The sequence below is a fragment of the Roseitranquillus sediminis genome, from assembly GCF_016918935.1.
Taxonomy (GTDB): Bacteria; Pseudomonadota; Alphaproteobacteria; order Rhodobacterales; family Rhodobacteraceae; genus Roseitranquillus; species Roseitranquillus sediminis.
In genome coordinates, this window is the sequence record NZ_JAFFOB010000017.1 from 1 (window position 1) to 25461 (window position 25461).

The window sequence follows — 25461 nt, forward strand, 5'->3', positions numbered from 1 at the left end:
CCGAGGGCCAGGAGGTCGACTACTGCGCCCATCAGGTCCTGCTCAAGCTCGAGCAGCTCGGCCTCGTCAGGGCATGAGCGGGAACCAGTCCTTCGAAGCGGAGCGGGAACGGGAATGAGCGGCGAGACGATCCTGGTCACCGGCGGCGCCGGCTACATCGGCAGCCACGCCTGCAAGGCGCTCGCGCGGGCCGGCTACACGCCCGTCACCTACGACGACATCTCGACCGGCTGGGAGGAGGCGGTGCGCTTCGGCCCACTGGAGCGCGGCGACCTCATGGACCGCGCGCGGCTCGACGAGGTCTTCGCCCGGCATGCCCCCGCGGCGGTCATGCACTTCGCCGCCCGCTCGGACGTGGGCGAGAGCGCGCGGGACCCGGGGAAATACTGGCGCGACAACGTGGGCGGATCGCTCGCGCTCTTCGAGGCGATGCTGGCGGCGGGCTGCGACCGGCTGGTCTTCTCCTCGACCTGCGCGGTCTACGGCGACCAGGACGGCGTGACGCTGGACGAGGATTGCGCCGCCGCGCCGATCAACGCCTACGGCGCCTCGAAGCGGGCGATCGAGGACATGGCGCGCGACTTCGGGGCGGCGCACGGGCTGACCTCGGTGATCTTCCGCTACTTCAACGTGGCCGGCGCCGACCCGGAGGCGGAGGTGGGTGAGTTCCACCGCCCCGAGACGCACCTTGTGCCGCTGATGCTCGACGCGATCTGCGGCCGCCGGCCGGCGCTGACGATCCACGGCACCGACTATCCCACCCCCGACGGCACCGCGATCCGCGACTACGTCCATGTCACGGACCTGGTCGCGGCGCACCTTGCGGGACTCGAGCGCCTGCTGCAGGGCGGCGGATCGCGCCTCTACAACCTCGGCACGGGGACCGGCTTCTCGGTGCGCGAGGTGGTCGACGCCAGCCGCGCCGTCACCAACCGGCCGGTGCCGGTCGAGGCGGGGCCGCGCCGCGCGGGCGACGCCGTGCGTCTCGTCTCGGGCAGCCGCCGCGCCACCGAGGAGCTCGGCTGGCGGCCGGTCCGGTCGGACATGCCCACCATGATCGCCGACGCCTGGGCCTGGCACCAGCGGCCCGGCTACACGCGCTGATACACCCCCCGAATCGCCGCGCGCGCATTCACAAGACGCTAGGTTGAATCTGAACGTCGTGTTAACGTCAGGGGAAGTCGTGACCGGCTTGGGGTCAGAAGGGCAATTACGTCCAGATAAGCGGTGCGGCTGGGTAACGAACTTATTTCGAAGGGTGGCGACCATGATGAGAACTCTGAAAAGAACAGCGCTCGCAGCGACGTTCGGCCTGGCCGGCACGTTCTCTGCCTCCGCTGGTATACTCGACTTCACCGACTTGAGCACCTTCGGGGCGGGATCTACCGCGACTCAGGCCGTAGGCACCTTCCAGGGGGTCGGCTGGACACTGACGCCCACCACAAGGCGGTTGAGCTACAACTTCGGCGATGCGGCGCCGGCGCCGTTCCAGCTGGATGACAACGGATTCGACGGCAACAACAAGCCCGTCTCGCCGCTCTTGCTCGACGGTGACGGCATCGGCTCGTTCGATCGCGTGTCGGACGACGAGAACCAGGTTGGCCGGGGCGAGGCGCTGATCCTGACCTTCGCCAAGTCGATCTACTTCCAGAAGGGCTTCGGGCTCGACCTGTACAGGCTGAACGCGCAGGACCAGACGCCCGAGCAGATGTTCGTCTACGACTATACCGGCGGCGTTCAGGGCGCGCTGCTCGCGACCGCCACGGGCACGGACTTCACGGTCCCGAACATCATCGGCGGCTATGCCGAGACGGAGTCGGTGCGGTTCCGCACCGCGTCGCTGCTGTTCGTCCCGGGCTCGCAATTCGATGACGACACCGGCGACTTCGCCCTTGCCGGCATCGAGGCCGAGATCCCGCTCCCAGCGGCGGGCGTGATGCTCATCACCGCGCTTGGCGGCCTCGGCGTCGCACGGAAACTGCGCCGCAAGGCCTGATTGCCTCTCCTGGCGCCCGCAGCGGGCGCCAGAGCATGATCGGAATGGCCCGCATCCCCCGATGCGGGCCATTTCATTTCCGGGGACAACGCCTCTCGCGTTGCCCCGCGCTGGCCGGCCCGGTCAGGGTGCTTCATCCGCAGGGGGACACGCCGCCGGTCTGGCGCAACTCCAGGCCGCCCTCGCGTACGAGGAAGGCCGCGATTTCGTCGACCCCGTCACCGGCGCGGAGCCGGGTCAGGACGAACGGCCGGCCCTGCCGCGCCGCGCGCAGATCCTCCTCGTAGCGGACGAGATCGACGCCGACGTGGACCGCGAGGTCGGCCTTGTTCGCCACGAGCAGGTCCGAGCGCGCCACCCCGGCTCCGCGCTTGCGCGGGATGTCCTGCCCCGCTGCGACGTCGATGACGTAGATCGTGAGGTCGGCGAGCTCGGGGCTGAAGGTCGCGGCGAGGTTGTCGCCGCCCGACTCGATCAGCACGAGGTCGAGATCGGGGTGCGCGGCCCTGAGCTCGGCGATGGCGGCGAGGTTGATCGAGGCATCCTCGCGGATCGCGGTGTGGGGGCAGCCGCCGGTCTCGACCCCGCGAATCCGGTCCGACGGCAGCACCTGCGCGCGCATCAGCGCCTCGGCGTCCTCGCGGGTGTAGATGTCGTTCGTCACCACCGCCATCGAGAGGCGGGGCGCGAGCGCGATGCAGAGCCGCTCGGTCAGGGTGGTCTTGCCGGCGCCGACCGGGCCGCCGATGCCGACGCGCAGGGGGCCGTGGGGCGAACTCATGTGCGAAAGATCCTCGGGCTCATCGTCTCGTGGTGCATCGCGGCGAGGTCGGCGCGGAACGCGGCGGTGCCGATCTCTTCGAGCGATGCCGCCGCGGCCTCGCGCGCGAGGCGCAGGATCCCCGGCGCGAGCCCGGCCAGCACCCGCTGCCCCTCGGTCTGCCCGAGGGGAACGAACCGCACCGCGGCGGCCACGAGGTTCGCGGCGAAGGCCTGCAGGTAGTGTGCGACGACCGTCTCCGGCGGCAGGCCGAGGCCGCGGGCCGCCGCGCCGAACGCGACGGGATAGGGCATCGGCGCGATGTCGAGGCCGGTGAGCGCGCCCGCCGCGCGCGCGAAGGCCGCGCCCTGCTCCTCCGTTTCCCGCGCGCGTTCCGCCGACGCGGCAAGCGCGCGGGCTAGGTCGGAGAGCGTCGCGAGGTCGGCGTCTGGCCGCAGCGCGTGCGCGAGGAGGATGGCGTCGCACCGCCCCGCGCCATGCGCCAGCACGTCGGACACCCAGGAGCGCAGCGTCGCGGCGTCGCCCACCTCGCCCGCCGCCATCGTCCATTCCAGCCCGTGCGAATAGGCGAACCCGCCCACCGGAAAGGCCGGCGACAGCCAGCGCGCGAGCGTCAGCAGCGCCGCGCCGCCGTCACTCATGGTGGTGGCCGTGGTCGTGCCCCAGGGTCCGGCCGTGCCCGTAGGCGCCGCCCTCCGGCGTGAACGGGGCCCTCACCTCGCAAAGTTCCGCCCCCAGCCTGCGCAGCATGTCGGCCAGCACCGGGTCGCGGCGGATCAGCAGGCGATCCTGCCCGACCTGGCAGGGCGTGTGACGGTTGCCGATGTGCCAGGCGAGCCGGGGCAGGTCGCCGCGGACCTCGATCAGCGGCTCCTCGGCGGCGCGCACCTCGACGAGGCGGCCGCGATTCGAGGCCAGCGCGTCGCCGGCGGCGAGGCCGGTGACCTGCGGCAGGTCCACCGCGATGCCGCCGCCGCCGTCGGTCCTGAGCCGGCGGCGGCGGAGCAGCCTGTCCTCGTAGGCGAGGGTCACGCTCTCCGTCGCCCCGCTCCACTGGCCGGCGCGACGCACGTCGGAGAAGACCTCCGCCGTCACGCCGGCATTCCGCGGCTCAGCTGTAGAGCAGGTCGCGGAAGACGTGGCGCGGGATGTCCTCGCGCCGCAGGCCCATCGCCTCTAGCTCGGCGTCGGACCTGGCGTCGAGCCGCCGGATCTCGTCGATCCGGCTGCGGGACTCGAGGTAGGCGTTGAAGCCTTGTCCCAGCCCCGCGAAGAACCGGTCGAGACGGGCGCGCAGGCCCGCGTCGCTGCCGGTGTAGGTACGTGTCATTGCCATCGGAAACCTCGTACGATCTTGGTTTCCTCCCCTGCGGACGAGGATAGGCCAAAGCATGCGGCGGAGCAGGCCGCGTCGCGCAGGGCCGGTCTGCAGGGGGCGGGACGCAGGCCACCATCAGTAGAGGAAGTAGCGCTGCGCCAGCGGCAGCTCGGTTGCCGGCTCGCAGATCAGCAGCTCGCCGTCGGCGCGCACCTCGTAGGTCTCCGGGTCGACCTCCATCTCGGGGCAATGGTCGTTCAGCACCATGTCGCGCTTGCCGATGCCGCGGCAGTTCGCGACCGCCAGCGTCTCCTTGGCGAGGCCGAGGCGCTCGCGCACCCCGTCCTCCGCCGCCGCACGGCTGACGAAGATCACGGCGGCGGCCTCGACCGCGCGGCCGAAGGCGCCGAACATCGGCCGCGTGTAGAAGGGCTGCGCGGGGATCGAGGCGTTCGGGTCGCCCATCTGCGCGCAGACGATGGAGCCGCCGACCAGTACCATCTCGGGCTTGGCGCCGAAGAAGGCGGGCGACCAAAGCACCAGGTCGGCGCGCTTGCCCTTCTCGACCGAGCCGATCTCGTGCGCCATCCCGTGTGCGATTGCCGGGTTGATCGTGTACTTGGCAACATAGCGGCGGACACGCAGGTTGTCGTTCTCGCCCGTCTCCCCGGCCAGCCGGCCGCGCTGGCGCTTCATCTTGTCGGCGGTCTGCCAGGTGCGGATGATGACCTCGCCGACCCGGCCCATCGCCTGGCTGTCGGACGAGATGATCGAGAAGGCGCCGAGGTCGTGCAGGATGTCCTCGGCCGCGATGGTCTCGCGCCGGATGCGGCTCTCGGCGAAGGCGATGTCCTCGGGGATGCGGCGGCTCAGGTGGTGACAGACCATGAGCATGTCGAGATGCTCCTCGATCGTGTTCACCGTGTAGGGCCGTGTCGGGTTGGTCGAGGAGGGGATCACGTTCGGCGCGCCGCAGAGCCGGATGATGTCGGGCGCGTGGCCGCCGCCCGCCCCTTCGGTGTGGTAGGCGTGGATCGTCCGCCCGCCGATGGCCTCCAGCGTGTGCTCGACGAAGCCGCTCTCGTTCAGCGTGTCGGTGTGGATCATCGCCTGCACGTCCAGCGTGTCGCAGACCTTGAGGCAGCAGTCGATCACCGCCGGCGTCGTCCCCCAGTCCTCGTGCATCTTCAGCGCCGCGGCGCCGGCGAGGATCTGCTCCTCGAGCGCGCCCGGCAGGCTGGCGTTGCCCTTGCCGGCGAAGGCGAGGTTCACCGGAAACGCGTCCGCCGCCTGCAGCATCCGCCCCAAGTGCCAGGGGCCGGGCGTGCAGGTGGTGGCGAGCGTGCCGTGCGCCGGCCCGGTGCCGCCGCCGAGCATCGTGGTGACGCCCGAATGCAGCGCGTCCTCGACCTGCTGCGGGCAGATGAAGTGGATGTGCGCGTCGAAGCCGCCGGCGGTGACGATCCGGCCCTCGGCGGCGATGACCTCGGTGCCGGGGCCGATGACGATGTCGACCCCGGGCTGGGTGTCGGGGTTGCCGGCCTTGCCGATGCGGGCGATGCGCCCGTCGCGGAGGCCGATATCGGCCTTCATGATGCCCGTGTGGTCGACGATCAGGGCGTTGGTGATGACCGTGTCGACGGCGCCCTCGGCCCGGGTCATCTGGCTCTGGCCCATGCCGTCGCGGATCACCTTGCCGCCGCCGAACTTCACCTCCTCGCCGTAGACGGTCAGGTCGCGCTCGACCTCGATCCAGAGGTCGGTGTCGGCGAGGCGCACCCGGTCGCCGGTGGTCGGCCCGAACATCGTGGCATAGGCGGCGCGCGGCATGGCGTGGGGCATCAGAGCGCTCCCATGACCTGGCCGCGAAAGCCGAAGACCCGGCGTGCCCCGGCATAGGGCACGAGCCGGACCTCGTGCGTCTGGCCCGGCTCGAAGCGGACGGCGGTGCCCGCGGGGATGTCGAGCCGCATCCCCCGCGCCGCCGCGCGGTCGAAGGCGAGGCCGGGATTGGCCTCGGCGAAATGGTAGTGGCTGCCAACCTGCACCGGTCGGTCGCCGGTGTTTGCGACATCCAGCGTCACCGCCTCACGCCCGGCGTTGAGCGTGATCTCGCCCGGCGCCGGCATCACCTCGCCCGGGATCACCGCGCGCGGGTCCAGAGGAGCCAGGCGAGCGCGACGCCGGCGAGCGCGGCGATGGCCACCTCGGCACCGTGGGGGTGGAGGTGGATCGCCGAGGGCCCGTGGGCGGCGGCCGGTCCCGCCGCGAGCGCGGAAAGTGCGGCCAGTCTGAGCATGGGTCGGTCTCCTGTCAGCGGATCGGATGGTGGACGGTCACGAGCTTGGTGCCGTCGGGAAAGGTCGCCTCGACCTGGACCGCGTCGATCATCTCGGGCACGCCGGCCATGCAGTCCTGCGCCCGCACCACCTCGGCGCCGGCGCTCATCAGGTCGGCCACCGAGCGGCCGTCGCGGGCGCCCTCGACGACGAAGTCGGTGATCAGCGCCACCGCCTCGGGGTGGTTGAGCCGGACGCCCCGCGCACGCCGTTCGCGCGCCACCATCGCCGCCAGGCTGACGAGGAGCTTCTCCTTCTCGCGCGGTGTCAGGTTCATGCCTCGCCCCTCAAGCCTGCCAGACCCGCGGCAGCGCGGCCCCAAGTGCCGTCAGCACGCGGCGGACCTGCCGGCGCACCGGCAGCGCGTCTTGGCCCACGATCCGCAGGACGCACCTGCCGTCCCATCCCGAGGCCGCGGCCTCCACGCCCTCTTCCCCGATCGCCTGGCGCACCGGCCCGACCGCATCCTCGGCGCCGCGGCCGACCAGCGCCACGGTCGCGACCGCGCGGGCGGACCCGAGCAGGGCCGGCTGCGCCCCGCGGGCGAGCGCGTCCGGGCCGAGCCGCAGGGCCTCCGCCCAGACCAGCCGCCCGTCGAGCCGCACCTCGCGCCGGTCCGCGAAGGCGAGCCGGCGCACCGTCTCGCCCATGGCCGCGCGGCCCAGCACCACGGTTTCGGTCAGAAGCGCGCGCCCCGCGCCCGAGATCGCCACCCTGGTCCGGCGCGAGAGCGCGGCGCCGTCGAAGAGGATGGTCTCCTGCGGCAGCCAGGCGATCCGCGCGCCGTCCCCGGCCGAGAGCGAGACCGTCACCCTCGCCTCGCCCGCCGCCGCGCGATAGGCGCGCTCGGCCGTCTGCGTCGTCGCCACGGCCTCGGCGAAGGGGCCGAGGGCGAGCGCGTAGCGCAGGGCGTCGCCCCCGGTCAGCCCGCCCGCCGTGTTGCCGAACACCACCTCGGGCACGGCGCCCGCCACCAGGAAGGCCCGCGCGCAGCCCGACTGCGCCAGCCGCTCGACCCGGGCGGCGCCGGACGCCGTGGCGAGATCAACCGCCGCCGCGCCGTGGCTGCGCTGGGGACGCACGAATTCGGGGGGATGCAGCATGTCCGCCTATTCGACCCGGGATCGGCCCGAGTATGGGGAGCGGCGGGAGCGTGGCAATCGGCGCCGATTTCCGGCCGCCCCGGGGCCGGACCGGTTGCATGCTCCATGGGCGCGATGCCCGCGGAACGGGCGGCCGGCGCATCGGGCGAACCGGTCAGCGGGCGGAAGCCGGACCGCGGCCGTCCCAGAGCCGGCGGCAGGCCGCGTCGACGCCGGCATGCAGGAGGAGGGTCAGGAGCGCGAGCACCACCAGCGCCGCGAACATCAGGTCGATCCTGGCGCGGCCGTTCGCCAGCAGCATGAGGTAGCCCAGGCCCCGCGACGCCCCCACCCACTCGCCGATGATCGCGCCGATCGGGGCGTAGACGGCGGCGAGCCGCAGGCCCGAGGCGAAGCCGGGCATCGCGGCGGGCACGCGGATGCGCCAGAGGGTGCGGCCCGGCGCGGCGCCCATCACCCGCGCGAGCTCAAGCCAGCCGGGCGGCGTCCGCATCAGCGCGTCGAAGAACCCCGACGTCACCGGGAAATAGATGATGAGCAGCGCCATCGCGACCTTGGACCAGAGCCCGTAGCCCAGCCATAGCGTCAGGATCGGCGCCAGCGCGAAGACCGGCACCGCCTGGCTGAAGACCAGCATCGGGCGCAGGAGCGTCCGCGCCGCGGGCGAGGCGGCGAACAGGATAGCCGAGGCGAAGCCGAGCGCCGCTCCGAGGCCGAGGCCCGCCAGCACCTCCGTCGCCGTGACCAGCGCATGCTCGGCGATGAGCGCGCGGCTGGTCCAGAGCGTCGAGAAGACGCGGCCGGGTCCCGGCAGGATGAAGCGCGGCAGCCCGGCCAGCGTGACCAGCGCCTGCCAGGCGAGGAGGCCGAGCGCCGCGACGGCGGCGATGCGGAGGGCACGGCTCACCGCGCCTCCATCAGCCGCCGCAGCAGCCCGCCCTGGAAGGCGAGCGTCTCGGGCGCGTCGAAGGGGCGCGGCGGCGCGGCCTCCGGCGGGTCGACCGGCGCGATCCCCGCCGCGGTCATCAGGAGGACGCGGTCCCCCAGCCGCGCGGCCTCGGCGGCGTCGTGGGTGACGTGCAGCACCGTCCGCCCCGCCAGCAGCCCGGCCGAGAGGTCCTGCATCTGCGCCCGCGACCGCGCGTCGAGCGCCGAGAACGGCTCGTCGAGGAGGACGACGGGCCGGTCCTCCATCAGCGTCCGGGCGAGCGCGACGCGCTGCCGCTGCCCGCCCGAGAGCGCGTGCGGGCGCCGCCCGGCGTGGTCCGCCAGGCCGACCTGCGCCAGCAGGTGCCGCGCCCGCGCGCGCGGCGGCGCCTTGCCCCTCAGCCGCGCGCCGAGCGTGACGTTGGCCTCCGCGTCGAGCCAGGGCAGCAGCAGGTCGTCCTGCGCCATCAGCGCCACGCGCCCGTCGAGCGGCGCGCCGTCGCCCGCCGCCACCTCGCCCGCGAATGCCACGCCCGCGCCAAGTCCCGCGATCACCCGCAGGAGCGAGGACTTGCCGACGCCGGAGGGGCCGAGCAGGCAGGTCCACCGTCCGCCCGGCGCCTCCAGCACGACCGGGCCGAAGACGGTGGTGCCGCCGATCCGCGCCGTGCCCGCGACACGCAGCGCCGGCGCGGTCATGCCGAAAGGCCCATGCTCCAGAAGTCGATCTCGAGCCGCGTCGCGGTGCGGAAGCGGTCGCAGAGGCGCGGCCAGCGCGGGCTTTGCTCCGGCGCCTCGCTTAGCCGGCGCACGACCGCCGCGTCGATGAGCGCCCCCACGTCGCGGCAGGTGGCCTGGTAGCTTTCGCCCGCATAGGTGGCGATCCAGTCGGAGTATGGCGTCTCGCCCGCCTCCGCCGCCAGCCGCGCGCCGATCTCGCCATAGCCCAGCACGCAGGGCGCCAGCGCCGCCAGCAGGTCGAGGAAGTCGCCCGAATAGCCGGCATCGAGCACGTAGCGGGTGTAGGCCAGATTCTGCGGCGCCTCCTCGGCGGCGAAGAGGTCGGCCTCGGAGATTCCCTCGGCGGCGCAGGTCTCGACGTGGAGGCACATCTCCTCGTCGATCAGCGCGTGGACCGTGGCGGCGCAGGCCCGCATCTCGTCGAGCGTCTCGGCCTTGGTGACGCCGAGCGCCCAGGCGCGCGAGAAGTGGACTAGGAACACGTAGTCCTGCACGAGATAGCGCAGGAACGCCTGCCGCGGCAGCGTTCCGTCACGCAGCCCCTCGACGAACGGGTGGCGGGTATAGCCCTGCCACGCCGTGCCCGCGGCCGCGCGCCAGAGCGGGAAGGTCGCCCCGTAGCTCAGGCCGCAGCTCACTCCGCCCCCAGGTCGACGGCGAGCGCGGAGACCGGCCGCGTCCCCTCGATCAGGCCCGCCTCCCCGAGGAATGTCTCGAACCGCGCATAGCGGCCTTCGTCGAGCGCTTCGGGGCGGAGCGCGAAGCGCGGGATCGTGTCGGCCCAGGCCCGCTCGTTCAGTTCGTCCTGCAGTTCGGGCGAGGTGCCGGCGAAGATCTCCCAGCTCTCCTGCGGGTGGTTGACGATGTACTGCGTGGCCTTCTCCGTCGCGGCCAGGAAGCGGCGGAGCACGTCGCGGTCCATCGTCTCGGGGTTGGCTACGTAGATCAGCTCGTCGTAGGCGGGCAGGCCCTCCTCCTCGAGGTAGAAGCAGCGGCCGGGGACGCCCTCGATCTCCATCTGGTTCAGCTCGAAGTTGCGGAAGGCGCCGATCACCGCGTCGACCTGCCCCGACATCAGCGCGGGCGAGAGTGACCAGTTCACGTTGACGAGCGCAATGTCGTCCATCGAGAGGCCGTTCCGCTCGAGGATCGAGGAGAGGAGCGCTTCCTCGACGCCGGCGACCGAAAAGCCGACCTTGCGGCCCTCGAGGTCGGCGATCTCCTCGACGGGCCCGTCCTCCAGCACCAGGAGGCAGTTGAGCGGGGTGGCGACCAGCGTGCCGACGCGGACGAGCGGCATCCCCTCGGCCACCTGAAGGTGCAGCTGCGGCTGGTAGGAGATGGCGAGGTCGGCGCGTCCGGCGGCGGCCATCTTGGGCGGGTCGGCGGGGTCGGCGGGGGCGACGACCTCGACCTCCAGGCCCGCCTCCTCGAAGTAGCCCAGCTCCTCGGCGACCACGATCGGCCCGTGGTCGGGGTTCACGAACCAGTCGAGGATCAGGGTCATCCGGTCCTGCGCGGCGGCGGGCGTCGCGGCGAGGAGCGCGAGGATGGTCAGGCTGGCTTTCATCGGGTCTCTCCTGTCGGGTCGCCGAGGGCGACGAGGCGGATGTCGCCGTCCCAGACGGCGGCGAGGCGTTCGGCCGCCTGCCACGAGCGCAGGCCGGTGCGGCAGCAGAGGACGGCGCGCTGGCCCGTGGCGGGCACCGGCCCGTCCGGTCCGAAGGCGGCGACGGGCAGGCGGCGGGCGGCCGCGTGGACCAGCGGCGCCTCGTCCTCGGCGCGCAGGTCGACGAGGAAGTCGCCCGCCGCGATCCCGGAGGGCGCGAGGAAGCGCGGCTGGCGCGCGGGCTCGGGGGCCGCGTCGAAGCGGAAGCCGCCGAAGCGGAGGGTCAGCGCGTCGACGGTGACGATCCGGCCCAGCGGCGAGGGCGCAATGCCCGCGAGGAGCGCCAGCGCCATCTGCGCCTGGAGCGCGCCGAGGATGCCCACGACCGGCCCCAGCACCCCGTCCTCGGCGCAGGAGCCGAGGCGCTGCGGCAGGTCGGGGAAGACCGCGCGGAGGCTCGGGGCGCCGCCGCAGAAGGCGCCGGCGTAGCCCTCCGTCCCGATCACCGACGCGCTCACGAGCGGCAGGCCCGCCTCGCGGCAGATGTCGGAGAGGACGTAGCTCGCCGCGAAGCTGTCGGCGCAGTCGAGGACCAGGTCGACCCCCTCGCAGAGTGCGGCGGCGTTGGCGGGGTCGAGCGCCGCGACGACCGGCTCCACGCCGCAGTCGGCGTTCAGTGCGGCAACGGCGGCGGCCGCGACCTCGGCCTTGGGGCGCCCGATGTCGGCTTCGCGGAAGAGCGTCTGGCGGTGGAGGTTCGTCGCCTCCACCCGGTCGGGATCGACGAGCCGGATCCGCCCCACTCCAGCCCCGCCGAGATACTGCAGGACCGGCGCCGCCAGCCCGCCCGCGCCCACGACCAGCACCCGCGCCGCGCCGAGCCGCGCCTGCCCCGCCGCGCCCAGCTCCGGCACCGCGACCTGGCGGGCGTAGCGGCTCATCGCGTCGCCTCGATCCAACGGCGCACTTGGCCCTCCGGGTCGTCATTGAGGGTGATGTCGGTGACCGCCGAGACGATGTCGGCCCCGGCCGCGAAGGCGCCTGTGGCGCGGCCGGGGGTCATCCCGCCGATGGCGACGAGGGGCAGATCGCCCACCAGGCGCTTCCATTCGGCGACGCGGCCGAGGCCCTGCTCGTGCCACTTCATCTTCTTGAGGATCGTCGGATAGACCGGCCCCAGCGCCACGTAGTCGGGCGCGAGCGAGAGCGCCCGGTCGAGTTCGGCATGGTCGTGCGTGCTGATCCCGAGCCTCAGACCCGCCCGCCGGACCGCACCGAGGTCTGCGGTGTCGAGGTCCTCCTGCCCCAGATGTACCCAGTCGCAACCCGCGTCGATCGCGATGCGCCAGTGGTCGTTCACGACCAGCACCGCGCCGTGCCGCCGGCAGAGCGCCTGTGCCTCCGGGACGATCTCGTGCAGCTCCGCCTCGGACAGGTCCTTGAGCCTGAGCTGCACGAGGCGCACGCCAAGCGGCAGGGTGCGCTCGAGCCAGCCGAGGCCATCGAAGATCGGGTAGAAGCGGTCGAGCGTCATTCCAGGAACGCCCGCCCGATCACCGGGGTCGAGGGCGCGGCCATGTCGCGCGGCTCCATCGGGTCGGCCTCACAGGCGAGCCGCCCCGCCTCGACCGCCCTGGCGAAGCCCTCGGCCATCGCCGCCGGATCGCCCGCCTTCGCCACCGCCGTGTTCAGCAGGACCGCGTCGTAGCCCATCTCCATCGCCATCGCCGCCTGGCTCGGCAGGCCGAGGCCCGCATCGACCACCATCGGCACGTCCGGGAACTGCGCCCGGAGGGTGCGGAGGCCGTAGATGTTTGTCAGGCCGAGACCCGTGCCGATCGGCGCGCCCCAGGGCATCAGCACCTCGCACCCGGCGGCGAGCAGCCGGTCGGCCAGCACCACGTCCTCGGTCGTGTAGGGAAAGACCTGGAAACCGTCGTCCGTCAGGATCCGCGCCGCCTCGACGAGGCCGAACGGGTCGGGCTGCAGCGTGTCGGCGTGGCCGATGACCTCGAGCTTGATCCAATTCGTGTCGAAGAGCTCGCGCGCCATCCGCGCCGTCGTCACCGCCTCGCGCGCCGAATGGCAGCCGGCGGTGTTCGGCAGGATCTGGACGCCCAGCTCGCGGATGAGGTCCCAGAAGGCGGCGCCCGCGCGCTCGCCCCCCGCCTCGCGCCGGACGGAGACGGTGGCGATGCCCGCGCCCGAGCGGCGGAACGCCTCGCCGAGCGCCGCGGGCGAGGGATACTGTGCCGTCCCCAGCATCAGGCGCGAAGCGATCTCGGTGCCGTAGAGCCGCATCTCAGCCCCCCTGCCGCGGCGCCACGACCTCGACCCGGTCGCCGGGGGCGAGCCGCGTCGCGCCCCGTGCCGCCGCCGGCACGAAGTCCTCGTTCAGCGCCGTGGCGACGCGGCCGTCGCCGTAGCCAAGCTCGTCGAGAAGGGCGGCGAGGGTCTCGGCGCTGACGTCGCGCCCCTCGCCGTTAACCATGATCTTCATGCCAAAGCTCCGGTCTCGTCCCGTCGGAGGCCGCCTCCGCCGCCATCCGCGCCAGCGCGGGCGCGAGCAAAAAGCCGTGGCGGAAGAGGCCGTTGACGTGGATCGTGTCGCCGCGCCGCCCGAGGCGCGGCAGGTTGTCGGGAAAGGCGGGGCGGGCGTCGGCGCCGATCTCCACGAGCTCGGCCTCGCCGAAGGCCGGGTGCAGCGCATAGGCCGCGGAGAGCAGCTCCAGCACCGAGCGGACGCGGCGCACGCGCTCATCGCTCTCGATCTGGGTCGCGCCCAGCATGAAGCGCCCGTCGCCGCGCGGCACCACGTAGAGCGGAAAGCGCGGATGGAGCAGGCGCACGGGGCGGGTGAGGCGGATCTCGGGCGCGCGCAGCACCGCCATCTCGCCCTTGACCCCGCGCAGGTCCGGCAGGACGTCGCGCGCCGCGAGGCCGCGGCAGTCGAAGGTGAGGTCCGCCGGTCCGCCGGGCTCGGCGGCGAAGGCGACGCCCTCTCCCGCCAGCCGGTCGCGCAGGTGGCCGAGCGCCGCGCGCGGATCGAGATGCGCCTCGTCCGGGAAGTAGAGCGCCCGGTCGAAGCGGCCCGCGAGCTCGGGCTCGAGCGCGGCGAGGGCGGCCTCGTCGAGCATCCGGTGGCCCTCCGTGCGCCTCGCGAAGCGGTCGAGCTCGCGCCGGTCCCGGCCGAGCGTCACAACGAGCGTGCCGCGCCCCTCGACCGCGACGCCCTGGCGCCGCCACCAGCCGGCGGCCTCGCGCCCCAGCCGCACCACGGGTTCCTCGGCCGCCTCCCCCTCGCAGAAGGGGGCGAGCATGCCCCCTGCCCACCACGAGCAGCCATGCGGGCCGGGCCGGGGCGCGGGATCGACGACCGACACCTTGCAGCCCCGCGCGACGAGCTCGGTGGCCACGCAGAGCCCGGCGACGCCGGCGCCAAGGACGCGCGCCCGCGTCACGGCCAGACCGCGTGGAAGTGATGGACCGGGCCGTGCCCGCCGCCGATCCCCAGCCGGTCCGCCCCGGCGATCGCCCGATGCAGCCAGGCCTGCGCGCGGCGCACCGCCTCCTCCGCCGCGGCGCCCTTGGCGAGCTCCGCCGCGATGGCCGACGAGAGCGAGCATCCCGTGCCGTGCGTGTTGCGGGTGGCGAGCCGCGGCTGCTCGAGCGCGACGACGCCCTCCCGCGTCACCAACCGGTCGATGCAGGACGGCCCCGCCGCGTGCCCGCCCTTCATCAGCACCGCCCGCGCGCCGAGGTCGAGCAGCGCCCGCCCCTGCGCCTCCGCCTCCTGCGCGTCGCGCGCGGGCGCGCGGCCGAGCAGGCGCGCGGCCTCGGGGAGGTTCGGCGTCAGGATGTCCGCGCGGCCGAGCAGCCGCTCGACGAGGGCCGTCTCGGCCTCGGCGGTCAGGAGCGGATCGCCGGACTTCGCGACCATGACCGGGTCGAGGACCACCGGCCCGCCATGGCCCTCGAGCGCGGCGGCGACCGCGGCGACGATGTCGGGCGAGGCCAGCATCCCGATCTTGATCGCGCCCGGCGGGATGTCCTCGAGCACCGCCGCGATCTGTGCCGCGACCATGGCGGGCGACACGGTCTCGACCGCCGAGACGCCGCGCGTGTTCTGCGCGGTGACAGCGGTGACCGCGCTCGTGCCGTAGACGCCGAGCGCCGAGAACGTCTTGAGATCGGCCTGGATGCCGGCGCCGCCGCCGCTGTCCGAGCCCGCGATCGTCAGTGCCGATGGATGCGGCGTCATCTCTTCCCCCGGCCGGTCAGGGGGGAGGAGGAAAAGGCGCCGGGCATTCAGCCGGGCCAGATCGTTCTCCGTTCCCTACGCCGGCATTGCCCGGATCAGGTTCGATGGGTTGGCTCGCGCCTCTCAGCCCCGGACGGGACACCCCAACGGATGTCGCGAACCCTAGCCAGCGGAGGATCGGGGTGCAAGCGCGCGAGGTGCGCGGCGGCCGGCACGATGCAGGGCTTTCATCTGCGGCGCGACGCGGGCCGGTAGGGCACGCGAGAAAGTCCCCGGCCGGCGGCGTGCAGGCGCTTCCCGTCTCTCGTGCTGTGCACCAGGGCCAGCGGATCAGCTCCGCGGCAGGGCGTCCAGGTAGCGGCCGTAGGCGGTCTTGCCGAAGAGCGCGGCGCGCTCGGCGAGCGCCGCGTCGGAGATCCAGCCCTGCCGCCAGGCGATCTCGTCGGGGCTGCCGGTCTGCAGGCCCTGCCGGTCGGTCAGGGTGCGCACGAAGTTGCCGGCGTCGAGCAGGCTCGCATGGGTGCCGGTGTCGAGCCAGGCATAGCCGCGGCCCATCTTCTGCACGTCGAGCTGCCCGTCGGCGAGATACATCTCGAGGAGCGTGGTGATCTCGAGCTCGCCGCGCGCCGAGGGGCGCACCTCGGCCGCGCGTTCGGGCGCGGTCCCGTCGAGGAAGTAGAGCCCGGTGACGGCATAATGCGAGGGCGGCACCTCGGGCTTTTCCACGATGCCCTTCACCCGATCGCCGTCGAAGTCGACCACGCCGTAGCGCTCGGGGTCGGCGACGTAGTAGCCGAAGACGGTGCCGCCCTGCTCGCGCCGGTCGGCCTCGGCCATCAGCCCGGGCAGGCCGTGGCCGAAGAAGATGTTGTCGCCCAGCACCATCGCCGAGGGCGCGCCGTCGAGGAAGTCGCGGGCGAGCAGGTAGGCCTGCGCCAGCCCCTCGGGCTCGGGCTGCACGATCCACTCGAAGCTCAGGCCCCACTGCGAGCCGTCCTGCAGCAGGCGGCGGAACTGGTCCTGGTCGCCGGGGGTGGTGATGATCGCGATCTCGCGGATGCCGGCCAGCATCAGGACGCTCAGCGGATAGTAGATCATCGGCTTGTCGTAGATCGGCAGGAGCTGCTTCGAGACGCCCATGGTGATGGGATAGAGCCGCGTGCCCGATCCGCCCGCCAGAATGATCCCCTTGCGCCGCATACCCGTCCTCTCGCCTGTTCGCCCGGGCCATAGCAGGTCGCCCCGCGGCCGTCTGCCCCGCGAAGGACGGTATCGTGAACGCCGCCCTAGCCCTCGCGAAGGGTCCGCGCCGGGTTGCCGACGACGACGGCGCCCGGCGGTACGGACTTCGTCACCACCGCGCCCGCGCCCACCATCGCCCCCGCCCCGATGGTGAGGCCGGCGAGGATCGTGGCGTTGGCGCCGATCGAGGCGCCGTCCTCGATCAACGTCCGCGCGAACGCCTCCGGGCGCTGCCGGCTGCGCGGGAAGAGGTCGTTGGTGAAGGTGGCGTTGGGGCCGATGAAGACGTCGTCGCCCACCCGCAGCCCGTCCCAGAGCTGCACCCCGCTCTTGACCGTGACCCGGTCGCCCACGACCACGTCGCCCTCGATCAGGCACTGCGCGCAGATGTTGCAGTCGCGCCCGATCCGCGCCCCCTCGAGCACCACGACGAACTGCCAGATCCGCGTCCCCGCGCCGATCGCGTCGGTCATCACGTCGGCCAGCCGGTGTATCGTCATGCCTCGCCTCCCATTTCCGTCCTCCGGCCTATGCCAATCGCGCCTGCCGCGAAAGGCGGAGGCCGCTGCCCTTGCCGGTTGCGACGGGGCGCGGCTATGGTCCGCCCCGCGATCCCCTTCGGAAGGCAGGCCGGTGACGACGACAGGCGCACGAGCAGACCGTCCCGACCCAGGCCGCGATGGTGAGGTGAGAAACGAGGTGTGTTCTCGGTGCGGGGCTGCAGGGCGGGCGCGATGACCCAATCGGAATCTTGATCTCACGCCTCAGAGTTCCGCAACTTACGGACTGAGAACGAAGGCTAATGAACTATGTCAATCCATCGTTGTAAAGTTCTGGATCTACCGAAGATCTCTGATCCACGCGGTAATCTCACCTTTATTGAGGGGGGCAGTCATATCCCCTTCGACATCCGACGGGTCTACTACCTCTATGACGTACCAGGCGGGGCAGAACGCGGCGGGCATGCACACAAGGACCTTTCGCAACTAATCATTGCCATGTCAGGCAGCTTCGATGCTGTGCTCGACGACGGACGGGAAAAGAAGCGAGTGCATTTGAACCGCTCTTACAACGGAATCTATGTTTGTCCTATGATCTGGCGCGAATTGGACAACTTTTCCTCTGGCGCAGTCTGCCTAGTGCTCGCCTCGAATCTCTATGACGAGGCAGACTATTATCGAGATTACGACGAATTCCTTCATGCTCAAGGAATCGGTGGATGACGTTCCTCGACCTCGGCGCCACCTACCGCGAACTGAAGGACGAGATCGACGCCGCCGTCGCCCGCGCGCTCGCCAGCGGCTGGTACATCGGCGGCGAGGAGGTGGCGCGGTTCGAGGCCGCGTGGGCGCGCTACACCGGCGCGGCGCATTGCGTGGGCCTCGGCAACGGGCTCGACGCGCTGATCCTCGCGCTCCGGGCGCTCGACGTGGGGCCGGGGGACGAGGTGGTGGTGCCGTCGAACACCTACATCGCCACCTGGCTCGCCGTCAGCGCGGTCGGCGCCACGCCGGTGCCGGTCGAGCCCGACCCCGCCACCCACAACATCGACCCCGCCCGGGTCGAGGCCGCGTTGACGCCCCGCACGCGCGTTCTCCTGCCGGTGCATCTCTACGGCCAGCCCGCCGACCTCGACCCGATCCTGGCGCTCGCCCGCGCGCGCGGCCTCCGCGTGGTCGAGGACGCGGCGCAGGCGCACGGTGCGCGCTACAGGGGCCGGCCCGTGGGCGCCCACGGCGACGTGGTCTGCTGGAGCTTCTATCCGGGCAAGAACCTCGGCGCCTTCGGCGACGCGGGCGCGGTCACCACCGACGACGCCGACCTCGCGGCCCGCATCCGGCGGCTCGGCAACTACGGCTCCGAGCGCAAGTATGTGAACGTCGAGCGCGGCGCCAACAGCCGCCTCGACCCGATCCAGGCGGCGATCCTGTCGGTCAAGCTCGGCCATCTCGACGCCTGGACCGACCGACGCCGCGCCATCGCCGCGCTCTATTCCGAGGGGCTGGCCGAGACCGGCCTCGCCCTGCCCCGCGTACCGGACTGGGCCGAGCCCGCCTGGCACCTCTACGTCGTCGCGACGCCCGAGCGCGACGCGCTGCAGGCCCGGCTGGCCGAGGCCGGGGTGGGCACGCTGATCCACTACCCGATCCCGCCGCACATGCAGCAGGCCTACGCCGACGCCGGGATCGCGCCCGACGACCTGCCCCTCGCCCGACGCCTCGCGGACGAGGTGCTGAGCCTGCCGATCGGCCCCCACCTCGACCCCACCGACGCCCGCCGGGTGGTCGCCGCCGTCCAGGAGTGAACAGGCAATTGATAAAGGCACCTCTACGAGATCGCCAAGTTGAAGAGGGAATAGTATGAACGGGCACCTCTTCCTTCACCTCGGCCCTCCCAAGACGGCCACAACTTCCCTTCAAATCGGACTCGAGAATGTAGAGCATCCAGATTTCGTTTTCTTGGGCGTGTTCCAGCCCCGCAACCCGATCAGGAACTGGATCCCCAACGCGCTACACAGGCACACGACAAGGAAGAAGGGTAACTCGGAAGGTGATAATGAACTTAATTCGGCACTAGACCAGATACGGGATCTGGTAGCTCGCGGGAAGAAAGTTCTCATCTCTGAGGAAATGTTTCTGGTCTGGAGCGAGAAGGCCTCCTTCCGAAGGAAGATCGAACGTCTGGATGACCTTCTCGGGAATCTGCCCCGCACCTACATTGTTACGCTCCGAGAGCCCGGGCACGCTCTGCCGTCCTACTACCAGCAGATATTCCACAGCCTTGGCATCAGGGACAAGATTTCTCCAAAGAGATTTTTTAACCACGAGCGCTGTGACTGCTACGACTATGTCAAGGTCGTTCGGCTTATCGAGGGGCTTGGACGCCCCCTGCGATTAGTAGAATTCAATGCGATCAGTCAGAACATGCTAAATCTAAAAAATATTCTTGGAGATGATTGTAGCATCGACGCTCAGATCTCGATCCCGTGCGCCAACAAGGGAAGTGTTCTGCGGGGAACGGGTGCGCGCCGTTTGCCGAAGATAACTGCCGCGGATCTTGCCAAGAGAGGTATTCTTCGATGGGCTTGGAAAAAGGTCAGGAAGAAGATGCCCGCAGTAGCGCCCCATTTAAGAAAGCTGGCGCACCAGATTACCTTGAGGGAAAGCGGCCCTCGCAAAATCTTCGTCCCTGAAGAACGGTTGGCAGAGCTGCAGAAGTCTTACGAACATGCGAGGCGCTGAAGTGATTTCTAGCGAGCCCCCCGCCGCAACGCTCGCCGTCCTGTTCTACAACCACAAGGCCTTCGTCGCCGAGACGGTGCGCGCGGCGCTGGCGCAGGAGGGGCCGCCGCTGCAGATCATCCTGTCGGACGACGCCTCGCCCGACGGAACCTTCCGCATCGTGCAGGAGGCGGCGGCGGGCTACGACGGGCCGCACCGGGTTATCTGCCGGCGGAACGCGGCGAACCTCGGCCTCGCGGACCACGTCAACGCGCTCATGGCGCTGGCCGAGGCCGACGTGGTGCTGCTGGCGGGCGGCGACGACCTGCCCCTGCCCGACCGGGCGGCGCGCTCGCTCGCGCTCCTCGGCGCGCACCCCGAGGCGATGGCGGTCTCCTTCACCGACGAGCGGATCGACGCCGAGGGCCGCCCCCTGCCCCGCCCGGTGCCCGCCGACCCCGACGGGCTGACCCGAGTGACGCTGGAGGACGTGCTGGCGGGCAACGGCTCGTTCCGCTCCAGCGGCGCCTCGCGCGCGATCCGCCGCCCGGTATGGGAACGCTTCGGCCCGCTCGCCCCCGACTGCCCGACCGAGGATACGACGCTGGCGCTCCGTGCGCTGATGCTGGGCGAGATCCTGGTCTCGCACCGCCCCGGCATCCGCTATCGGGTGCTGCCGCGGAGCCTCTCCTCCGCCGCCGGGCTGCAGGCGATGAAGCTCGAGCGGATCGGCGCGCAGTACGAGGCCGACATCGCCCGCGCCCGGCAGGCAAGCATCCTGGACGAGGCGACGGCGGCGCGGGCGCAGGCTTGGGCGCGGCAGACGATCTCGGCCCGCCTCCTCCGGCAGCGCCTCGACGCGCCGGGCCGGATCGCCCTCTCGGACCTGCTGCGGGCCCTGCGCCACCCGCGCCTGCGCCGCAGGGAGAAGCGGCGCTACCTCAGGCGCTTCCTGCTCCGCCGCCCGGACTGACCGCGCCATGCCTTCTCGAGTGGCGGCACCCGGCCCGGTCCGTCATCGCAGGCTCGCCTGCCGCTCCAGCGTCGCGAGAACCTCCCGAGCTACCATCCCGGCGCCGACGACGGACGGGTGGTGGGCGTCGAAATAGTAGGCCCGGCCGTGCCGGCCGGCATGGCACTGCGTCCGGTCGCAGAAGAGCCTCGCCGGATCCACGACGAGGGTGCCGGTGGGCAGCGAGGCCATGCGCCGGTCCAGAAAGGCGCGGCGGTCGGTCCACCACGCCAGCGGCACCCCCGGCACCGTCGCCGCGTCCGCGCTGGCCCGATGGACCAGCCGGTCGACATGGGCCGGCAGCTCGGGCGCCTGCAGCACGTAGACCACGGTCCTGCCGCCCTGCTGGAGCCTCTGGATCAGCGCTCGCAGCGCCACCATGCGCCGCTCCCTCTCCTTGGGCGAGACCTCATCGGGCTGGCCGGGATAGACCAGGTCGTGCTCGCCATTGAGGTGCCTGTGGATGCGGTAGCTGACGACCACCGTATCGATGCGCGGACGGGACAGGATATCCTCGACCGCCTCGTCGGTGTAGGCGGCACACTCCGTCGCCTCGCCAGTCCCGAAGGAGGGTGCGCACGCGCTGAAGGTATAGTGCCTGATGCCGATGCCGTCTGGCTGCTTCAGGCGGGCGATGGCGTAGGCAAGCTCGGTGGCATGGCTGTCCCCCAGCACGGCGATGCGCACGTCGGCGCCGAAATAGGTGCAGGCGTTCTTGGGCGACCGGCTCTCGCTGTTGACCGCATGGCAGTCCAGGCGCTTGGGGCTGCTGGCGGCGGTGGCGAGGTAGGCCGCCCGCAGGTCGCCGGGGCCGAACCGGTCCGGGAACCCCTGCCCCGCGGCGATGACGCCGCCCACCGCCAGCACGGCCGCGCCGGCGACGGCAGCGCCCGAGAAGAGCCGCGCGCGGGTCAGCACGAGACCGCCCCGCCCGGCCCGGAACGGCTGCTCGACGAAGCGCCAGCTCAGCCATGCGAGCCCCAGCGTCAGCAGGACCAGCCCGGCCATGACCGGCGCGGGCGGCGCATGGCCGTACCAGATCCGCGCGAAGGCGAGCACGGGCTGGTGCCAGAGATAGGCGCTGTAGCTCACGAGGCCGGTCCAGACGAACGGCCGGCTGGCGAGCAGGCGGCCGGCGCCGGTCTCGGGCGTGGCGCAGAGGATGACGAGGCATGTCGCCGCGACCGGAACGATGGTCAGGAAAGAGGGATGCGGCATGCCCTCCTCGAAGAGGAGCATGGACGCCACGAGCAGCAGCAGTCCTGTCAGAGCCAAGGCGGGGCTGCGCCAGGTGCCGCCGTGCCGGATGGCCGCATAGGCGCAGCCCGCGCCGGCCAGAAGCTCCCACGCCCGGGTCGGCATCAGGTAGAAGGCCGCCTCGGGATGCGCCCGCGCGCCCCACCCGGCCAGCGCGAGGCTCGCCACCCCCAGCGCCGCAGTGACGCCCCAGATCCAGCGCCGCCCGAGGCGCCAGAGGGCGAGCAGGAGCAGCGGGAAGAAGATGTAGAACTGCTCCTCGATCGCCAGGCTCCAGGTGTGGAGCAGCGGTTTGGTGGCGGCCTCGAGCTCGAAATACCCGCTCTCCCGCCAGAACAGGATGTTGGAAGCGAAGACGGCGATCGAGACCAGGCTCTGGCCGAAGTCCTCGAACTCCTGCGGCGTCATCAGGCGCCAGGCGAAGGGCACGCAGGCCAGCGCCACGACCACCAGCGCAGGCAGGATCCGCCGCGCACGCCGCTCGTAGAAGGTCACGATCGAGAAGCGGCCGCCGGCAAGATCGGCCATCAGGATGGACGTGATCAGGTAGCCTGAGATGACGAAGAAGACGTCGACCCCGAGGAAGCCTCCCGACAAGGGTCCCAACCCGGCGTGCAAAAGGATGACCGGCATGACCGCAACGGCCCTGAGGCCATCTATCTCCGGCCTGTATCGCATTGTAAAAGCTAGATTTTCGGAATTGTCCCAGAATTAACTATACTGGTTTATCGCGGGATTCGTCAATCGGCGCCGGCGGAAATCTGCTGTGCCGGGGCTTGCGGCGCCGGCGGGGCGCTCAGATCGCGACGCGCGCGGGGTCGACGGGGGCGAAGGTCTCTTCCGGCCAGTCCATGCGCCAGTTGAGCTTCTGCACCGGCCCGGTGCGGAGGAGCTGCGGGACGGCCTGGCGGAACTCGTCGGGCGTCAGCCCGTCGTCGGTGCGCGCGCGCTGGAGGTTGTGCACCGCGATGGCCGCGCGGGCCGGCATCCGGGACCAGGCGGCGCGGAAGTCGGGGTCGCTCTCGATCAGCCAGGCGACGAGGTAGTGCAGCCAGTAGTAGGGATGGAAGCCGCTGTCGCGCCCCTGCTCCGGCCGCACCGTCGAGACCCGGTCGCGCTCGAACTCCGCCGCCCAGCGGTAGAGCGCCGGGGCGCGCAGGCGCAGCTTCAGCCGGGCCGCGGCGGTCGGGGGCAGCCGCTGGCGCCGCGCACGCGGGCGGCTCCAGTAGGCGCGGATCTCGGCGTCGAGGCGCGGCGGGATCGACGCCCCCGGCTCGGCCGCCAGGAACCAGCTGGAGAGCGGCCGCTCCGCCCCCGGCTTGAGAAAGGCAAAGAAACCCGCCGGCGCCAGGAGCTCGGGCAGCCAGTCGTCGAGCGGCATCGTCGGCAGCACCGTCGCGTCGACCCAGACGCCGCCGTGGCGCGCCAGCAGATGCACCCTCAGCACGTCCGAGGCCGCCTGGATCGGCAGGTCGCGGACCGGGTCGGGGAAGCCCGCGAGCTCGGCCTCCATCGCGGCGCGGTCGAGCACGACGAGCTCGTGGCCGGGGTTCAGCGCCTCCCAGCGGTCGAGGCAGCGGCGCACCAGGTCGGGCGCCCCGTCGCGGCCCTTGTCCCAGAGCGCGAAGACCTTCACGCCGGCACGGCCGCCGGCCAGTCCCACCGCTCGCCCAGCATCTCGAAGAGGCGGGCGTTCGAGGGGGCGTAGTAGGCGCGCAGGCGGTCGAGGGTCACGCGCACCTCGTCGGTCTCGGGCGCGGCGGGGCTGACCCAGAGCCGCTCGCCGCCGAGGCGCTCGACGTCGGCGGCGGAAAACCGCGCCACCTCGAGGAAGTCGCAGATCCGGTCGAGGAAGCCCTGCAGGTCGCGGCTCATCAGGCCGTAGTCGAGCACCAGCATGTCGGCGGCGTCGAAGTGCCGGCGCCAGGTGGCGAGATGATCGGCGTAGCGCCCCATCGCGACGTAGTGGAAATGCTTCTCGGCCTGCCCGTCGGGCGAGGCCAGTTCCTCGTCGATCGCCTGGGAAAAGCTGCGCGGATCGACCTTGCCGGCCTGATCGGGCTTCTTCTCGGCAAAGCCGTGCCACATCCGCCAGGCCGAGAACGCCCGGCCGGCGGGCTCGCGCAGCACCGCGATCAGCTTGACCCGGCCGAGGTCGCGGCGGATCCGCCCCGGCGCCTCGGGGTGCGCCAGGTAGTCCGGCGTCGCCTCGAAGAGCAGGCTGCCGTCGTGGCGGACGCGCCAGGGGAAGTGCGACAGGTACCAGGCCGCGCCGCGGCGCCCGTAATAGAGGTTGAAGTAGTGCAGCTCCTTCGGCCCGCGGGCGGGCGTGAGCCGCGGATGCTGCGCGAGGTAGCTGTGCAGCGAGGTCGTACCGGCCTTCTGCGCGCCCACGATCAGGAAGTCGGGCCGCGCCCGGACGGCCGGCATCACCAGGTTCTTGATCGCGGTCTTGATGGCCCCGTCCCCTCTTCCTGCGCTTCGCGGATCGCCGGTCCGGTTGACCGCAAACGCCCGCTCCGGTCAACGCCCGCCGCGGTTTTGTGCCCATCTGCGTTAACGTGCCGCTTGCGCTTGCCTTCCGCAGCCCCGCCCGCTTGAAGAGGGAGCGGAATGAGGGAACCTATGCCGACAGCGCTCGTGACCGGATCGGCCGGCTTCATCGGCCATCACGTCTCGGCACGGCTTCTGGCCGAGGGCTGGCGCGTCGTGGGGCTCGACGCGCTGACCGACTACTACGACGTCCGCCTCAAGGCGCGGCGGCACGCGATGCTGTCGCAGAACGAGCGCTTCCGCCCGGTCGAGGCGCGGCTGGAGGAGCCGGAGCGGCTGATGTCGCTGATGGCCGAGGAGCGCCCCGAGGTGGTGATCCACCTTGCGGCGCAGGCCGGGGTGCGGCACTCGATCGAGCAGCCCCGCTCCTATGTCGAGGCGAACCTCGCGGGCACCTTCGAGCTGCTCGAGGCGGCGCGGGCGCACCCGCCGGCGCACATGCTGATGGCCTCGACCTCGTCGGTCTACGGCGCCGAGACCGAGATGCCCTACCGCGAGGAGATGAAGGCCGACACGCAGATGTCGTTCTACGCCGCCACCAAGAAGGCGAACGAGGCGATGGCGCATTCCTACGCCCACCTCTACGGCCTGCCCACGACGATGTTCCGCTTCTTCACCGTCTACGGGCCCTGGGGGCGGCCCGACATGGCGCTCTTCAAGTTCACCGCGGCGATCCTCGAGGACCGGCCGATCGACGTCTACAACCACGGCGAGATGCGGCGCGACTTCACCTACATCGATGACCTGGTGACGGCGATCCGCCTTCTGATCGACGCCGCGCCCCCTGCCCCCGCGGCAGAGGGAGATTCTGCACCGGACGCGGCGCCCGGCGACACGCTCAGCCCCGTCGCGCCGTTCCGGATCGTCAACATCGGCAACTCGGCGCCGGTCAGGCTCACCGACTTCATCGCCGCGATCGAGGCGGCGACCGGGCGCGCGGCGCAGCGCAACCTGATGCCGATCCAGCCGGGTGACGTGCCCGCCACCTGGGCCGACGCGACGCTCCTGCAGGCGCTGACCGGCTACCGCCCGCAGACCGCGCTGGCCGACGGCGTCGCCCGGTTCGTGGCCTGGTACCGCGACTATTACGGACTCTGAGCC

The 25461-nt window shown here is 71.7% G+C and carries 31 protein-coding genes and 1 riboswitch; of the genes, 7 read left to right on the forward strand and 24 right to left on the reverse strand.

Annotation, left to right across the window (positions count from 1 at the left end):
• Window positions 1-114 precede the first annotated feature (114 nt).
• Entirely contained in the window at window positions 115-1104 is a 990-nt protein-coding gene (galE, locus tag JM664_RS11650) for a UDP-glucose 4-epimerase GalE (RefSeq protein WP_227420103.1), read from the forward strand.
• Between the two features lie 43 nt (window positions 1105-1147).
• Window positions 1148-1996 (forward strand): VPLPA-CTERM sorting domain-containing protein, encoded by an 849-nt coding sequence (locus JM664_RS11655; protein ID WP_227420104.1) that lies wholly within the window; start codon window positions 1148-1150, stop codon window positions 1994-1996.
• Window positions 1997-2129: 133 nt separating this feature from the next.
• Here JM664_RS11655 and ureG read toward each other — a convergent pair whose 3' ends face one another.
• The 21 genes from ureG to JM664_RS18885 form a co-directional block, all read right to left on the reverse strand.
• On the reverse strand, window positions 2130-2777 hold the full coding sequence (gene ureG, locus JM664_RS11660; protein WP_227420105.1) for an urease accessory protein UreG: 648 nt from the start codon (window positions 2775-2777) through the stop codon (window positions 2130-2132).
• A complete protein-coding gene (locus tag JM664_RS11665; protein ID WP_227420106.1) occupies window positions 2774-3418 on the reverse strand; it encodes an urease accessory protein UreF in 645 nt (214 codons plus the stop codon). Before JM664_RS11665 ends, ureG begins: the two co-directional genes overlap by 4 nt.
• Window positions 3411-3872, reverse strand: coding sequence for an urease accessory protein UreE (locus JM664_RS11670; RefSeq protein ID WP_227420107.1), 462 nt, complete (start codon window positions 3870-3872; stop codon window positions 3411-3413). Before JM664_RS11670 ends, JM664_RS11665 begins: the two co-directional genes overlap by 8 nt.
• Before the next feature lie 16 nt (window positions 3873-3888).
• Complete coding sequence (locus tag JM664_RS11675; protein ID WP_227420108.1) at window positions 3889-4113, reverse strand: hypothetical protein; 225 nt, start codon at window positions 4111-4113, stop codon at window positions 3889-3891.
• A gap of 117 nt (window positions 4114-4230) precedes the next feature.
• The gene (gene ureC, locus JM664_RS11680) at window positions 4231-5937 is read right to left on the reverse strand and encodes an urease subunit alpha (RefSeq protein ID WP_227420109.1); all 1707 of its coding nucleotides are present in this window, start codon (window positions 5935-5937) and stop codon (window positions 4231-4233) included.
• Window positions 5937-6242 (reverse strand): urease subunit beta, encoded by a 306-nt coding sequence (locus JM664_RS11685; protein ID WP_227420110.1) that lies wholly within the window; start codon window positions 6240-6242, stop codon window positions 5937-5939. Before JM664_RS11685 ends, ureC begins: the two co-directional genes overlap by 1 nt.
• Window positions 6239-6394 (reverse strand): hypothetical protein, encoded by a 156-nt coding sequence (locus JM664_RS11690; RefSeq protein ID WP_227420111.1) that lies wholly within the window; start codon window positions 6392-6394, stop codon window positions 6239-6241. Before JM664_RS11690 ends, JM664_RS11685 begins: the two co-directional genes overlap by 4 nt.
• Before the next feature lie 14 nt (window positions 6395-6408).
• The gene (locus JM664_RS11695; protein WP_227420112.1) at window positions 6409-6711 is read right to left on the reverse strand and encodes an urease subunit gamma; all 303 of its coding nucleotides are present in this window, start codon (window positions 6709-6711) and stop codon (window positions 6409-6411) included.
• Window positions 6712-6721: 10 nt separating this feature from the next.
• Window positions 6722-7537 (reverse strand): urease accessory protein UreD, encoded by an 816-nt coding sequence (locus tag JM664_RS11700; protein ID WP_227420113.1) that lies wholly within the window; start codon window positions 7535-7537, stop codon window positions 6722-6724.
• Between the two features lie 154 nt (window positions 7538-7691).
• Window positions 7692-8444, reverse strand: coding sequence for an ABC transporter permease (locus JM664_RS11705; protein ID WP_227420114.1), 753 nt, complete (start codon window positions 8442-8444; stop codon window positions 7692-7694).
• Window positions 8441-9163, reverse strand: a complete 723-nt coding sequence (locus tag JM664_RS11710; RefSeq protein WP_227420115.1) for an ABC transporter ATP-binding protein — start codon at window positions 9161-9163, stop codon at window positions 8441-8443. Before JM664_RS11710 ends, JM664_RS11705 begins: the two co-directional genes overlap by 4 nt.
• Entirely contained in the window at window positions 9160-9831 is a 672-nt protein-coding gene (tenA, locus tag JM664_RS11715; RefSeq protein WP_227420135.1) for a thiaminase II, read from the reverse strand. The genes JM664_RS11710 and tenA overlap by 4 nt, the downstream gene beginning before the upstream one ends.
• 8 nt (window positions 9832-9839) lie before the next feature.
• A complete protein-coding gene (locus JM664_RS11720; RefSeq protein WP_227420116.1) occupies window positions 9840-10775 on the reverse strand; it encodes an ABC transporter substrate-binding protein in 936 nt (311 codons plus the stop codon).
• A complete protein-coding gene (locus JM664_RS11725) occupies window positions 10772-11755 on the reverse strand; it encodes a HesA/MoeB/ThiF family protein (RefSeq protein WP_227420117.1) in 984 nt (327 codons plus the stop codon). The genes JM664_RS11720 and JM664_RS11725 overlap by 4 nt, the downstream gene beginning before the upstream one ends.
• Window positions 11752-12348, reverse strand: a complete 597-nt coding sequence (locus tag JM664_RS11730; RefSeq protein ID WP_227420118.1) for a thiamine phosphate synthase — start codon at window positions 12346-12348, stop codon at window positions 11752-11754. The genes JM664_RS11725 and JM664_RS11730 overlap by 4 nt, the downstream gene beginning before the upstream one ends.
• Window positions 12345-13115 carry a thiazole synthase gene (locus JM664_RS11735; RefSeq protein ID WP_227420119.1) on the reverse strand — a complete coding sequence of 257 codons (771 nt, stop codon included), beginning with the start codon at window positions 13113-13115 and terminating at the stop codon, window positions 12345-12347. The genes JM664_RS11730 and JM664_RS11735 overlap by 4 nt, the downstream gene beginning before the upstream one ends.
• A 1-nt stretch (window position 13116) precedes the next feature.
• A complete protein-coding gene (thiS, locus tag JM664_RS11740) occupies window positions 13117-13314 on the reverse strand; it encodes a sulfur carrier protein ThiS (protein WP_227420120.1) in 198 nt (65 codons plus the stop codon).
• The gene (locus JM664_RS11745; RefSeq protein WP_227420121.1) at window positions 13298-14275 is read right to left on the reverse strand and encodes an FAD-dependent oxidoreductase; all 978 of its coding nucleotides are present in this window, start codon (window positions 14273-14275) and stop codon (window positions 13298-13300) included. The genes thiS and JM664_RS11745 overlap by 17 nt, the downstream gene beginning before the upstream one ends.
• Window positions 14272-15075 (reverse strand): bifunctional hydroxymethylpyrimidine kinase/phosphomethylpyrimidine kinase, encoded by an 804-nt coding sequence (thiD, locus tag JM664_RS11750; protein ID WP_227420122.1) that lies wholly within the window; start codon window positions 15073-15075, stop codon window positions 14272-14274. The genes JM664_RS11745 and thiD overlap by 4 nt, the downstream gene beginning before the upstream one ends.
• Window positions 15076-15130: 55 nt before the next feature.
• A riboswitch (TPP riboswitch) is annotated at window positions 15131-15231 on the reverse strand.
• A 174-nt stretch (window positions 15232-15405) separates the two neighbouring features.
• Complete coding sequence (gene rfbA, locus JM664_RS11755) at window positions 15406-16275, reverse strand: glucose-1-phosphate thymidylyltransferase RfbA (protein WP_227420123.1); 870 nt, start codon at window positions 16273-16275, stop codon at window positions 15406-15408.
• An 86-nt stretch (window positions 16276-16361) separates the two neighbouring features.
• On the reverse strand, window positions 16362-16817 hold the full coding sequence (locus JM664_RS18885; protein ID WP_319637528.1) for an acyltransferase: 456 nt from the start codon (window positions 16815-16817) through the stop codon (window positions 16362-16364).
• A gap of 309 nt (window positions 16818-17126) precedes the next feature.
• Here JM664_RS18885 and JM664_RS11770 point away from each other — a divergent pair, with 309 nt between their 5' ends.
• Genes JM664_RS11770 through JM664_RS11785 form a run of 4 tightly spaced genes read left to right on the forward strand, consistent with a single transcriptional unit; the run spans window position 17127 to window position 20511 of the window.
• On the forward strand, window positions 17127-17540 hold the full coding sequence (locus tag JM664_RS11770; RefSeq protein ID WP_227420124.1) for a sugar 3,4-ketoisomerase: 414 nt from the start codon (window positions 17127-17129) through the stop codon (window positions 17538-17540).
• Entirely contained in the window at window positions 17537-18622 is a 1086-nt protein-coding gene (locus JM664_RS11775; protein WP_227420125.1) for a DegT/DnrJ/EryC1/StrS family aminotransferase, read from the forward strand. Before JM664_RS11770 ends, JM664_RS11775 begins: the two co-directional genes overlap by 4 nt.
• 55 nt (window positions 18623-18677) lie before the next feature.
• Window positions 18678-19559 (forward strand): hypothetical protein, encoded by an 882-nt coding sequence (locus JM664_RS11780; protein WP_227420126.1) that lies wholly within the window; start codon window positions 18678-18680, stop codon window positions 19557-19559.
• Window position 19560: 1 nt separating this feature from the next.
• A complete protein-coding gene (locus JM664_RS11785) occupies window positions 19561-20511 on the forward strand; it encodes a glycosyltransferase family 2 protein (protein ID WP_227420127.1) in 951 nt (316 codons plus the stop codon).
• Window positions 20512-20553: 42 nt separating this feature from the next.
• Here JM664_RS11785 and JM664_RS11790 read toward each other — a convergent pair whose 3' ends face one another.
• The 3 genes from JM664_RS11790 to JM664_RS11800 all read right to left on the reverse strand — a co-directional run bounded on the left by JM664_RS11790 (window position 20554) and on the right by JM664_RS11800 (window position 24237).
• Complete coding sequence (locus JM664_RS11790) at window positions 20554-22485, reverse strand: acyltransferase family protein (protein ID WP_227420128.1); 1932 nt, start codon at window positions 22483-22485, stop codon at window positions 20554-20556.
• A gap of 118 nt (window positions 22486-22603) precedes the next feature.
• Window positions 22604-23470: a capsular polysaccharide synthesis protein gene (locus JM664_RS11795; protein WP_227420129.1), complete on the reverse strand. Its 867-nt coding sequence runs from the start codon at window positions 23468-23470 to the stop codon at window positions 22604-22606.
• Window positions 23440-24237 carry a sulfotransferase family protein gene (locus JM664_RS11800; RefSeq protein WP_227420136.1) on the reverse strand — a complete coding sequence of 266 codons (798 nt, stop codon included), beginning with the start codon at window positions 24235-24237 and terminating at the stop codon, window positions 23440-23442. The genes JM664_RS11795 and JM664_RS11800 overlap by 31 nt, the downstream gene beginning before the upstream one ends.
• 195 nt (window positions 24238-24432) lie before the next feature.
• On the opposite strand from JM664_RS11800, the gene JM664_RS11805 reads away from it, so the two are divergent.
• Window positions 24433-25458: an NAD-dependent epimerase/dehydratase family protein gene (locus JM664_RS11805; RefSeq protein ID WP_227420130.1), complete on the forward strand. Its 1026-nt coding sequence runs from the start codon at window positions 24433-24435 to the stop codon at window positions 25456-25458.
• Window positions 25459-25461 lie beyond the last annotated feature (3 nt).